The sequence below is a fragment of the Rheinheimera muenzenbergensis genome, from assembly GCF_036984005.1.
Lineage (GTDB): Bacteria > Pseudomonadota > Gammaproteobacteria > Enterobacterales > Alteromonadaceae > Alishewanella > Alishewanella muenzenbergensis.
Genome location: NZ_JALAAR010000012.1, coordinates 1 through 13002, shown reverse-complemented (window position 1 = coordinate 13002; position 13002 = coordinate 1). Strand labels below are relative to the sequence as shown.

Sequence of the window (13002 nt, the reverse complement as noted above, 5' to 3'; positions counted from 1 at the left end):
TATTTGCGCTTTGCTACAGCTAATGTTAGCTAGCGGTTACAGGTTTTTATGAACGAAGCGTATAAAAAAAGCAGCAGCTCCCGCGTTACGTTATCGCAGTTGATGCTGCCGTCGCATTCAAACTTCAGCGGTAAAATACATGGCGGCTATTTATTGTCGCTGATGGACCAAATCGCCTTTGCCAGCGGCTCAAAATTCAGCGGCAAATACTGCGTTACCGCCTCAGTTGACCGGGTCGATTTTTTAAACCCGATTGAAGTGGGCGAGCTGGTAACGCTGAAAGCCTCGGTTATTTTTGTTGGCAACAGCTCTATGGTGGTGGGCATTAGGGTTGAAGCGCAAAACATCCAAACTGGCAAGGTAAAGCATTGTAATTCTTCATACTTTACCATGATTGCCAAAGATGAGCAGGGCAACAATGCCCGGGTGCCGCGGCTGATACTCACCAGCAAAGAAGAAGTACTGCGCTTTGTTAAAACCACCCAGCGCTTAAAACTGCGCCACAGCTACGCTGAACTGTGCGCCGATTTTGACGGTGATATGCAGCAAGCCATAGCGCAGATCACCGCCAATTATCAAGTACAGGTGCAGCTGGCTTAATAGCCCGCTGCCTGGCCGTCTTTACGTGATTCTGATGCGCCTATCCAAACGCCGTTGGCATGATCACGCATAATGGCCTGGTAACCACCATAGCCGCCTAAACCATAGCGTACCGCGTGGCCTTTATGCATTAACTCACGCGCGGTTTCGTATGGCACGCCGCTTTCTACTTCAATGTAACCGCCATTCTCAAGGTATTTGTCACTGGCATCGGTCGGCTCGGTATTGCCCAAATGCTGCCAGCGCGGCGCGTCGCCGGCTTCTTGCAGGTTCATACCGTAATCCACCATATTCACCAGAATTTGCACATGGCCTTGGGGCTGCATAGCGCCCCCCATCACACCAAAGCTGATAAGCGGTTTATCATCTTTAGTAACAAAAGCCGGGATGATCGTATGAAAAGGCCGTTTGCCGGGCGCGTAAGCATTGGCATGCTGAGGGTCCATCGAGAACATTTCGCCACGGTCCTGAAATACAAAACCTAAGCCTGGCACTACTACGCCAGAGCCCATGCCGCGATAATTGCTTTGGATCAGCGATACCATGTTGCCGTCTTTATCAGCGGTGGTCATATAAATCGTATCGCCCTGATACAACGCCGGGTTACCGGCATCTACCCGTTTTGCCGCTTTGTCACCAATCAGTTTGGCCCGCTCGCGGCCATATTGCTCAGAAATCAGCCCTTTGACCGGCGCTTTATTAAAATCCTGATCAGCATAAAATTTTGCCCTATCTTCAAAGGCCAGCTTTTTAGCTTCTACCAACAAATGTAAACTTTGCGGCGTATTAAAACCGCTGGCTTTTAAATCATAATTTTTCAGAATTTGCAGCATTTGCAACGCTGCAATGCCCTGGCCATTCGGCGGCAACTCCCACAGGGTGTGACCTTTATACTCTACCCCTACCGGTTCTACCCAGTCCGAACGATGATTCGCAAAGTCAGCAAAGCGCAAGTAACCGCCGTTGGCACGCATAAAACGGTCAATCGTTACGGCAATATCGCCCTTATAAAAAGCGTCCCGGCCATCTTTGGCAATGGCTTTGTAGGTATTGGCCAGGGCCGGATTTTTAAAAATCTGGCCTTTAGCCGGCGCTTTGCCATCCAGCGTAAAAGCAGCACTAAAATCACCCGGCTGCTTGCTCAGCACCGGCACACTGCGCTGCCAGTAATAGGCAATTAACTCACTCACCGGAAAACCCTGCTCGGCATAGCGGATTGCCGGCTGTAAAATGTCGGTCATTGGCAAGCTGCCAAATTTGCTGTGCAGTTCAAACCAGCCATCTACCGCGCCGGGTACACTTATCGGCAGCATGCCGTGCGCGGGTATCGTATCCCGGCCCAGCTTTTTCAGCTCGTTTGCCAGCATGTCGTAACTTAACCCCAGCGGCGAGCGGCCCGAGGCATTTAAACCATACAGTTTCTGGCTTTTGGCATGCCATACCATAGCGTATAAGTCACCACCAATGCCGTTGCCGGTGGGTTCCATTAACCCCAAAGCCGCATTGGCAGCTATAGCTGCATCTATGGCATTGCCACCACGCTTCATCACATCCAACGCTATTTGGGTAGCCAGTGGCTGGCTGGTCGCCGCCATGGCTTCGGAGGCGATAACTTCAGAACGGCTGGCAAAAGATTGGCCGGTAATACGGTCAAAACTGTAGGCAGCATTGGCACACAACAGGCCAAGCGATAGAGCGACATAGCTATACAGACGTTTCATTTGGGTCTCCGCTTATTCTTGTTATAGATCACGCTGTAGCACCTTAACCTGCACTGGCAAGGCGCTCCATGGCTTTACGACCAATGATGCTGATACTGCGGTGGCTATATAGTGTGCAGATGCAGCTGCAGTTGCTGTTTTTGCCCGGCGGTAATGGCTATAGCCTTACTGCTTAGGTAATCAAACTGCACCATTACCGCAGTGCCGGACACGGTTTTAACACCGTTTTGCCAGGCTTCCTGATACACATCAAAAGAGCTGCTACCTATACGGCTGATAAAGCTACGCAGTTCAACCTCAGTGCCGTAATGGGTTTGGGCGTGATAATCCAGTTTGACACTGGCGACAATCAGCGGCCAGTGTTGTAAATTAAGCTCTGGTGTAAAAATTTTGAAAACAGGCAGCCTTGCGCCTTCAAACCACACGGCAAACACCGTATTGTTTATATGCCCCAGCGCATCGGTGTCAGCAAAGCGCGGCGTAATAACTTCTTGCCACATACAGGAAACCTTATGACTGATTTTATTGAAGTGTATGACAATGCCTTAAGTAGCGAATTTTGCCAACAGCTAATCGAGGTGTTTCAGCAAAGCCCGCACACTACAGCCGGCCGTACCGGCGCAGGCGTGGACACCAGCAAAAAAATCAGTACCGATTTATATCTGTATCAGCATGCCGAATATCAGCCCTTGTTGCAGGTAGTGTGGCAGGCCACCACCCACTATATTTGCCAATATTTGCAAAAGTATCATTTCGCTTTAATTGGCCCTATGGCCCTGACCATAGCCCATCCACAAACCGGCCAGCCTACGGCTATTACCCATGACAACTTTGCGGAACTGGGTAAGCCAAAAACCATGGATTTTATGCGTGCGCTGTTTCGTATTGGTAATGTACAGGCACAAAAATATCAGGCTGGTGTCGGTAATTATGGTTACTGGCACAGCGAGGTGTACCCGCAACAAGGCAGCACAGAGCCACTGCACCGCGCTTTGCTGTTTATGTTTTATTTAAATGATGTGGCTGAAGGCGGCCAGACTGAATTTTATTATCAAAACAAAAGTATACAGCCAAAAGCCGGCCGCATGGTTATAGCACCGGCCTACTTTACCCATACCCATCGTGGTTGCGTGCCGGTGTCAAACGACAAATATATTTTAACCAGCTGGATATTATTTAATACTGCCGAGCAAATTTATGGCCGGCCGGCACGCTAAAACAAAAAAAGCCCTGACGGGCTTTTTTGTTTGCTCGGTTTAAAAATCGTAGCGGTAACCCACTGAAAAGGTTCTGGGTTTACCCGGTTGAATACCACCATTAGCGCGGTTAGCGACATAGGTTTTATCCAACAGGTTGTCGATATTGGCATACAACTGCTGGTTAGTTGCCAGTTGGTATTTTGCCGATACATCCAGCACAGTACGGCTATCAATCGCATCTATACCGGCATCGTCCAGACTGGCGTGTGCAGCAGACACATAGCGGATACGAGCCAGCAATGAATAACGCTGTGCCACCATTCCGGTTTCCAGGCTGGCCTGATGCTTAGGCACATAAGGCATGCGATCACCATCAGACACAGCACCAAAAATGCCGCTGTTGAAGTCTGAACGGAACTGGCTTTCAGTAAAGGTGTAGCTCAGTTTTACCGGCACACGGTAGTGCTGGTGTTGGTATTCATGTTGGCTGCTGAACTCAACACCATTTACCAACACTTCGCCGAAATTGTACTGATCACCGATATTGTTTGGATTACAGCCTACACTGGCGGTGCAATTACCATGCATATTGTCATATTTGGAGCTAAAAAATACCAATTCGCCGCGTCGTTCACCCTGCTGATAGCGTAAACCAACCTCGGCATTAATACTGTGCTCTTCTTTTTGCTCTGCATTCGCCGGTGCTGCCGGGGCAAAACCTTTTTGCACGCCAGCCAGTAACACCAGTTCATCATTTAACCGGTAGGTTGCGCCCAGTGACGGCAACAGGATAGAACTACTGGCGGTGCGCACGGTAGAATTACCACTGCGAACCGGCGCCCGGTTCCAGTTTTCGGTTTCAGTTTCGATATCTTCGTAGCGTAAACCTGTGCTAACAACCAGGTTATCAAGTGTCCATTCGTCATGCACATATAAAGCCAGGGCTTCGGCCGAGGCAACACGGTTGTCCTGGGTACCCGGCACGCCGGCAGTGCTCAGCGTCATCGTTAAGTCTTGCTGTAAGCGATAGACATCATCCCACTGAAAACGGTCTTCTTCGTCGCGATGCAGCCGCCCGCCAAAGGTCAGCTGATGGTTAGCCAGTGGCAACACAAACTCAGATTGGATCCCTTTAGCTTCGTAGTTACGATTGTTAGCCCGCACACTGACATTAATACCGTCTGCAGTCGGGTTAGCTTCAAAGGCTGAATAAGCCTGTAAATGCGACAAACCAACCTGATTCGCCTTATACCAGTTGCGGCTGAAATCATTTAAATAGGCGGTAGCGCTAAATTGCGCACCGTTGGCCAAATCATACTGATAGCTAAACTGATAGCCTTTGTGCTCGGTGTTCATTACATCGTTTTGTGATGCGGCATAACGGCGATACGGTGCAGCCTGATAATCGGCATCGGTTAAGCCAGCATAGGTTTCGTCAGAGGTTTCGTCGGCATAACTAAGCTTTAACAGCAACTTATGTGCTTTATTGTTGCCAAACCGGCCGGCAACTTTAGCCAGTACGTCGGTTTTCTCAAAGCCGGTATCAGCGCCATTGGGCAATTGCTTAAAACCATCAGCACCGTAATGATACCCCTCGAGCACAGCGCCTAAGTTTTCGCCTTCGCCACCGGCAAAGCCATGCAGTTTACGAAAGCCATCCTGGCCCAGTGCAGCATCAAAGCGACCGGCAAAGGCAGCTTGCGGAATACTGCGCGACACCAAATTTAACACGCCGCCGGTCGTACGGGGGCCATATTTTACTGCCGACGAGCCTTTAATGATTTCTATCGCTTCCAAGCGGCCGCTGGTGGGAAAATAATAAGCCGCAGGTGCTACATAAGGTGCCGGTGCTATCAGTACACCATCTTCCATCACGGTAATTTTGTCATTACGGCCGGTGCCAGTGCCACGCATACCGATATTCGGCCGTAACCCATAGCCGTCTTCTTCCTGCACGTACACGCCCGGAGTTGTGCCTAACACCCGCGAAATATCAGAATAATTAAAGGCTTCCAACTCGTCCTGAGATATATAACTGGCAGCGCCCGGTACTGCATTCGCAGCCTGGCTTGAGCCAATAATACTGACACGCTCTATGCTGCTTAATTCTGCTTCTGCTGCCACAGTACAAGCTGACATAACCGCCACAGACAGCATGCTGAGGGATAATCTGGCCATAAAAACTCCGTTTATTAACAAATAAGCTAAGATGCGCGCAATTAGAACACAGTAAAAAACACGAATCAATCTCATTTAAACTCAGTACCTGTAAGGGGTTCGGGGCAAATATTGCTGCGCGGTATTGGCCGGCAAAAATGATAAATAAAAGTTAACTAAATTATCCGCATTTTATAGCGCAAAAATAACTACTCAATAATGATTGATCTTAATAATGATAATAATTATCATTCGCCGCATTATTTACATAGCTTTACATTAAGTCTGGCCTGGCGCCCGATAATCACCGTTAAAGGAGTTTAAAATGTTGTTTCGTCCTACCGCGCTGGCATGCGCTGTCGCTGCTGTGTTCACTCTACCGTCTGCTAACGCAGAGTTGGCTGCCGCCGCACCGGATTACAATATGGAAGTGATTGTTGTAACGGCGTCGGGTTTTGAACAAAAGCTGGTGGATGCACCAGCAAGCGTCTCAGTAGTTACACGTGAAGACTTACAAAACAAACCTTTTACCAGCCTTGCGGACGCTTTACGCGATATAGAAGGCATCGATGTCGGTAGTGGCCAAGATAAAAATGGCAATATTAGTATTACCATGCGCGGTTTACCATCTGACTACACCTTAGTACTTATTGATGGTCGTCGTCAGAGCGACGTGGGTGATATTGGCCCAAATAATTTTGGCAACAGCCAGTTTATGTATATGCCTCCACTGGAAGCTATTGAACGCATTGAGGTAGTGCGTGGGCCTATGTCAACGTTATATGGTGCCGACGCTATCGGCGGTGTAATTAACATTATCACCCGTAAACAGATGGATAGCAGCCACGGCAGTATTTCCGTCAGTAGCAACCTGCAACAAGACAGCCAATACGGTGACGATAAAAAAGCCGACTTCTACCTGACCGGACCTACCGGAGTAAGCGGCCTGACTTATGCGCTGCGCGGCAGTATTTATAATCGCGATGAAAGCGAGCCTACCTACAGCGAAAATCTTCCCTTGCCGGACGGCTCTACTTGGGTTGATGAAGGTAGCTTTGGTGACAAAAAGATTGTTGCTGCTAAAAACTGGAATCTGGGAGCAACCTTAAACTACGCGATTAATGAGGAACAGCTTATCAGTCTGGAATACGATATCGCCAAACAACGCTATGACAATACTGAGGGGCAAACCGGCACCCTGGACAGCCCGGTCAGCCTGTGGCGTGCCAGCGGTACGGGCGTTATTCAGCCCCGTGTTGGTTATACGCCGTATCAGCGGGTCGAGCGCGAACAATTTGTTTTGGCGCACGTTGGCCGGTTTGGCTTTGGCACTTTAACCAGCAGTATTACACAAAGCCGCAGTGAAAACTTTGGCCGCTCTTTACCGCTGACAGTCGAAGAACGTAATGACTTGCAACAAATATGGGATCAGGCGGCTATAGATCAAGCTGTCAGCAAGCCTCAGATGACCGCAGAACTACAAGCATTATTGCAAACACAGTTTTTGCCACGGCCGACCCGAACACTGAAGATTGATAACCTGATTATTGACACTAAGTTAGAGTCACAATATCAGGATCACTATTTTGTCATCGGCGCTCAATACCTGAATGCCGAGATGGAAGATGGCGTTTTTGGTATGTATGGCGACGGTTTCCGCGACGGCACCAGCCAGACACATCGTCAATTGGCAATTTTTGCTGAAGACAGCTGGGAATTCCATCCACAGTTCACCGCTACCTTGGGTGGACGTTTTGATGATCACAATATTTTCGGCGGTCAGTTCAGTCCCCGCGCGTATCTGAATTACCGTCCAACAGATCTGTGGACTATTAAAGGCGGTGTTAGCACCGGTTATAAAGCGCCTAAACCAAATCAGTTGTTTGCCGGCATTACTGGTTTTGGTGGTCAGGGCGTTAGTCCTTTTGTCGGTACACCAGATTTGCAGCCCGAAACCAGCGTGAATTATGAAATTGCCGCTTATTACAACGGCAACGCCTTTAGTGGAAATATCACACTGTTTTACAACGATTTTAAAGACAAAATTATTAATCAGGATAACCTGCCAAACTGCGAAACCGTTGCAGCCGGCACGCCGTGCGTTGACATTGGCCCAGGTTGGGCAGAACTAGGCTATAACCGCTTTACTCAGGCAGCAAACGTAGACAAATCTGCAACTCGTGGTGTAGAGCTATCAGGTAAATATGCCTTCACAGATACTATTAGCATAAGTGCCAACTACACCTACACTGACAGCGAAGTAAAAAGTGGTCGTGATGCCGGCTTACCGCTAGTTAGCACGCCGAAAAATATGCTTAATGCCACGCTAAACTGGCAATTGCGGGATGAACTGAGCCTGCAGCTAATTGGTGAAGTCCGTAGTGAACGTTTCCGCGGCACGGCTAATGTCAGCGGGCCAACAGGGCCTGAAACTATCAAGCAATACTACAAGGCTTACGAGCTTCTGCACCTCGGCGCCCGTTATCAGTATTCTGATCAGTTAAGCTTTAGCGCTCGCATTAACAATTTGCTGGATGACGACTTATCAAGTCGCACGTGCTTATTGGCAGATACAGAAGACACCTACAATTGTACTTCTGACTACAACACTACCGAAAAAGCACGTAGTTTGTGGGTTAGTCTGAACTACCGTTTCTGAAACTACAGAAAGATTAATTACCGCAGAGAAATCTGCGGTTTTTTTTAAGAAAAAATGTTAATTAATTAATGCATATGAGGAATAAATGAAAATTTACCTTTATAAAGGAGTGTTGGGTTTTGCAGCTCTGACACTATCTCCTGTTGTTAGCGCTATAACATATGAAGATGTGTTTTCTGCCCACGGTATACCAGCCCATTGTGTACCAACCAGCCGATCATACATGGAAGCTTCAATGTGTATCGAGAACAATAACCCTAACATTCCTATTGGTCTGCGGTGCGATATTGATCTCGGCTCTTTCGATTGTGACGGCGATGGTGTAGAAGATGATGTTGAACGAATTGTTGTAAAGGGTACTATTCCTAAAGACCTGTTTGGGGAGCTATTAGATCCGTCAGAATTCATTAATGACATGATGCATGGATTACGAGATCAGCTTATTGCATCTCCGCATTTACCTCCTTTTACTATAACCGTACCGAAGAAGCCTGATAATAGAGATGAGCAGAATCAATGTGAAACTGCAGGAAACCCAGTCATTATAGCAACTGGCGCGAAATATCAAGTTGAAACAGATTTTATCGATTCTACCGAGAACATGCCTCTAGCGTTTACCCGATATTATCATTCCAAAAATGGTTCAATCTCAGCCGGAATTGGCGACAGATGGCAGCATAACTTCAGTTACCACTTAAACATAACTTATGAGCGTCTTAACGCAACAAATCCAAGATACGAGCAATGCTTGCGTGGTACCGGAAATTGTTACGATTGGCTAGAAGATTCTGACGACATATCGGTTGTAGCAGTTGAGCGAGTGTTGCCTGACGGCTCGCGAACTTTGGAAGCTGCTGAACCATGGTCTACATACAATTTCAATACCAAACTATGGACATTCACATTTGACGATGGATCTAGCGAAACCTACAGTCAATATGGCGTAATACTTAGCAAGTCTGATGCAAGCGGTATCGGTTGGACTTTTCGCTACCTAAGCAATTCCCGCTTAGACAGAGTCACCCATACTTCCGGCAGGTTTATTCAGTTCCACTGGGATAATCAGCGTATTGTTGGTGTAACTGACCCAGCGGGTAAACGCTATAACTACCAGTACAATGGTAGATCTCTGGTTAAAGTAACTTACCCGGAGAATACCGGAAACAGTACATACCATTACGGCGAAAATGGCGCCCCAGCTGACTTACTAACCGGTATTTCTCACAATGACATTCGTTATAGCCGCTATAAATATAACGGCAGGAAGGTTGTTGACAGTGCAAGAGCAGATGGCAGCCATAGTACTAAATTTCAGTATGGCACCGATTATACGTTGGTAACTAATTCGAATGGCGCACACAGCAAGCACATTTATGACAGTAATACCAAACAGTTAATCCGTATTGAGCGTAACGGTGTACAGAGCTGCCCAGATGCGGTTGCAAAAACAGGTTATGATGATCGCGGGCGAATCAGCTGGGAAGAGGATTGGCAAGGTGTTAGAAAAGAGTACAGTTATAATACTCGTAACCAGTTGATTGAAGAACGTAATGGGATAAAAACCGGCTATCCGCAAGAATTGCGAATTACCCAGTATAGCTGGTTAACTAACCCGTTACGGCCTGCATCAATTAAGCGCTTTGGCGCTTCATTGTCTGAACCGGTTGATGAAACCTTGTATAACTATTACCCTGACAACCATGCAGCCAAACACCGGTTACAGAGTATCAATCATTGTAATCGCAGTAATATCGGCACAGCCAATAGCTGCCGTGCAATAGGTTATAGCTACAGTTTTCATAGCAATAAACTGCCTTCGCAAATTATTATTGATGGGCCATTGGCAGGTTCAGCTGATAAAATTACCCAAAACTATAATGCTCAGGGCTATTTATTAAGTACCACAAATGCGTTAGGTCATATGGCTAGTTATAGCAACCATAATGCGCTGGGCTTACCGGGCAGAATGACAGATGCCAATGGTTTAATTGTTAACCTGACTTATGATGCCAGGGGGCGGCTAATCAACCAGCAACAAAGCGGTACTACAACCCGCACTGCAAGCTACGCTTATGGCCCTTTCGGGATAACCCAGAAAACCGCCGCAGGTATAACAGAGCGTATTAGTTACGCCAACAACGGCAATATCAGCAAAATAGGTCATGGCACCAGTAGCAATCTGATAGAACAACAATACAGCTACAACGCTGCCGGGATGCAGGAAGAATTGCGGTATCTTACTGGCGGCAGTCTACAATACAGTAAAAGGCAACAGACAGATGAACTGGGCCGCTTGTTGGAGCAGCAAGGTAACTATAATCAGCATTTCAGTTATCGCTGGGATAATAACGGCAATTTGATTGAGGCAACAGACGGTTTGGGTAATACAACCCATTATCAATATAACGCCCATAATCAGCTAAGTAAGTCTACTAACGCAGATGGCAACAATACGCTTTATGGCTATGACCGGGCAGGTAATCTGACAGAAGTTACCGATCCTCGCGGGCGTAAAACCAGCTATCATTATGATGGCTTCGGTAATTTACTGCGTCTGGTCAGCCCGGATACAGGCACTACTCAGTACCAATATGATGCTGCTGGCAAGCTCACCAAAAAAATCCGTGCCAATGCTGTAGCAACCACTTACAGTTATGATAACGCCGGGCGTATTATCAAAGCCGTTTCCGGCAGCCAGACACAAAGCTGGGCTTATGATAACTGTACCAATGGCAAAGGCAGGCTATGTAGCGTAACAGATACAGGTACATCAACCAGTTACAGCTACAACAAAGAAGGCGCATTAACCAGCCAGACTACGGTAATTAATGGTGCCAGTTATATCTCAAGCTGGGCTTATGATACGCAAGGGCGGACCACCAGTATCACCTACCCCGGTGGTAACCAGGCACTGTATGAATACGACACCTTAGGCAGGGTAAAAACTGTAAAAGCCAAAATAGGGAGCACTACTTATACAGTTGCAAATAATATTGCCTATTATGCCTATGGCCCTGTATCCGGCTGGAGCTATGGCAATGGTCTAAGCCGCAGCACACCGCATGATCTGGATTATCGTGTTAGCGGAATAACCACCAGCGGAATACAATCGCTTGGCTATAGCTATGACCGCAATAACCAGATCACCGGTATCAGTAACGGCATTACCAGCGCATTATCTGCCAGCTACCAGTACGACAGCTTATTCAGGCTGATAAAAGCTACCGCCAGCAGTAATACCAACAGCTTGCTCTATGACGCTAACAGCAACCGCAGCCGTCATACCACAGCTGCCGGTAACAGCCAGTATGCCATCATCAGTAGTAATAACCGATTAAGCAGTATTACCGGCGTTAATGCAAAAAGCTTTACCTATGATTTAGTTGGTAACCTAACGCAGAAAACCGGAACCGGCGGCACCATAAGCTATAGCTACGACGGCTTTAATCGCAAAAAAAGCTCTGTAACATCGGCAGGTACTACCAGCTATAGCTATAACGTGCTGAACCAGCGGGTGCGTAAAACCGGCCCGCAGGGTAATTTTAACTACCTTTATCTAGCCGATGGTACTTTACTGGGTGAAACCGCAAGCAATGGCACTGCGCTATCCAAGCAATATATCTGGTTTGCCAGCCGGCTCGTCGGCTTAATCTATAACAATCAGCTGTATTTTATTCATAATGATCACCTCGGTCGGCCCGAAGTGGCTACCAACTCCGGTAAATCTATAGTATGGCGGGCGCATAATAAAGCCTTTGACCGTGAAGTTACCATTAACAGCATCGGTGGGCTGAATATTGGCTTCCCTGGCCAGTATTACGATACCGAAACCAGCCTGTGGTACAACTGGAATAGGTACTATGATGCGAGCCTAGGACGTTATACCCAAAGTGATCCAATTGGCTTAGCCGGTGGATTTAACACTTATGAGTATGTTGGTGGAAATCCGGTTAATTCTTTCGATCCTAGAGGGCTTGACGCTTGCTCTTGCTCAATGCCCTCAAGAAAAGATAGTCAAATATTCAAAACTCAAAAGCTTCAACTAAATCAAACACAAATTGATAGGCTAAATCGCGAATATAATCAAATGTCCGCAGTGAATAGCTATGGTCAAGCAGCGATTATTGGTGCTGTATCAACTTTAGTACCTTTTCTACGGGTACCTGAAGCTATTGGAAAATGGTCAGGTCCCGTAGGCTATAGTGTTGGTTTAATACATGGCGCATCGGGGTTGTCTGGAGCAGGTGCTACTCCTTACAACAGAATTCTTGAAGGTAGTATGACTACACAGTTTTTTGACCATGGAAGTCATATTCAATCTGTTAACGAGTACTTTGATCAAAGTGGTAACTCTCTTGGCCGATTTGCAAATGAGTACTGTGAGTAAGAGATGAGAAAAATGAAGCCTTGGATGATTATTAATCTAATATTGGCTGTAGTGTTTTTTGTCTTACTAACGACATTATTAGTTTTACGATTGGAGTCTTTATAAAGACTCGAAATAGAAAAATGAACAAGACTACACAAAAGTTTTTTCAAAGTAAGTGATCTAAAAAAGCCGCGTTTATCGCTAATGCCGATCAGATAAGAATTTTTCAGATCAGTTGACCGATCCAGAGGCTGGTATATAAAGGCCTACAGAATAACTTCTGTAGGCCTTTTTTAT

Annotated in this window: 7 protein-coding genes; 4 read left to right on the top strand and 3 right to left on the bottom strand. The window is 46.9% G+C overall.

Going from position 1 to position 13002, the window contains the following annotated elements; genetic code table 11:
* The first annotated feature begins 48 nt into the window (after positions 1 to 48).
* Positions 49 to 600 (top strand): acyl-CoA thioesterase, encoded by a 552-nt coding sequence (locus tag MN202_RS13980; RefSeq protein ID WP_335736749.1) that lies wholly within the window; start codon positions 49 to 51, stop codon positions 598 to 600.
* Here MN202_RS13980 and ggt read toward each other — a convergent pair.
* Both ggt and MN202_RS13970 read right to left on the bottom strand, forming a co-directional pair.
* Positions 597 to 2321 (bottom strand): gamma-glutamyltransferase, encoded by a 1725-nt coding sequence (gene ggt, locus MN202_RS13975; RefSeq protein WP_335736748.1) that lies wholly within the window; start codon positions 2319 to 2321, stop codon positions 597 to 599. The two genes, MN202_RS13980 and ggt, sit on opposite strands and share 4 nt — an antisense overlap.
* Before the next feature lie 104 nt (positions 2322 to 2425).
* A complete protein-coding gene (locus MN202_RS13970) occupies positions 2426 to 2821 on the bottom strand; it encodes an acyl-CoA thioesterase (RefSeq protein WP_335736747.1) in 396 nt (131 codons plus the stop codon).
* A 12-nt stretch (positions 2822 to 2833) separates the two neighbouring features.
* Here MN202_RS13970 and MN202_RS13965 point away from each other — a divergent pair, with 12 nt between their 5' ends.
* Positions 2834 to 3538: a 2OG-Fe(II) oxygenase gene (locus tag MN202_RS13965; protein ID WP_335736746.1), complete on the top strand. Its 705-nt coding sequence runs from the start codon at positions 2834 to 2836 to the stop codon at positions 3536 to 3538.
* A gap of 39 nt (positions 3539 to 3577) precedes the next feature.
* Here MN202_RS13965 and MN202_RS13960 read toward each other — a convergent pair whose 3' ends face one another.
* Complete coding sequence (locus MN202_RS13960; protein ID WP_335736745.1) at positions 3578 to 5698, bottom strand: TonB-dependent receptor family protein; 2121 nt, start codon at positions 5696 to 5698, stop codon at positions 3578 to 3580.
* Between the two features lie 304 nt (positions 5699 to 6002).
* On the opposite strand from MN202_RS13960, the gene MN202_RS13955 reads away from it, so the two are divergent.
* Both MN202_RS13955 and MN202_RS13950 read left to right on the top strand, forming a co-directional pair.
* Positions 6003 to 8336, top strand: coding sequence for a TonB-dependent receptor domain-containing protein (locus MN202_RS13955; protein WP_335736744.1), 2334 nt, complete (start codon positions 6003 to 6005; stop codon positions 8334 to 8336).
* Positions 8337 to 8421: 85 nt separating this feature from the next.
* The gene (locus MN202_RS13950; RefSeq protein ID WP_335736743.1) at positions 8422 to 12723 is read left to right on the top strand and encodes an RHS repeat-associated core domain-containing protein; all 4302 of its coding nucleotides are present in this window, start codon (positions 8422 to 8424) and stop codon (positions 12721 to 12723) included.
* Positions 12724 to 13002 lie beyond the last annotated feature (279 nt).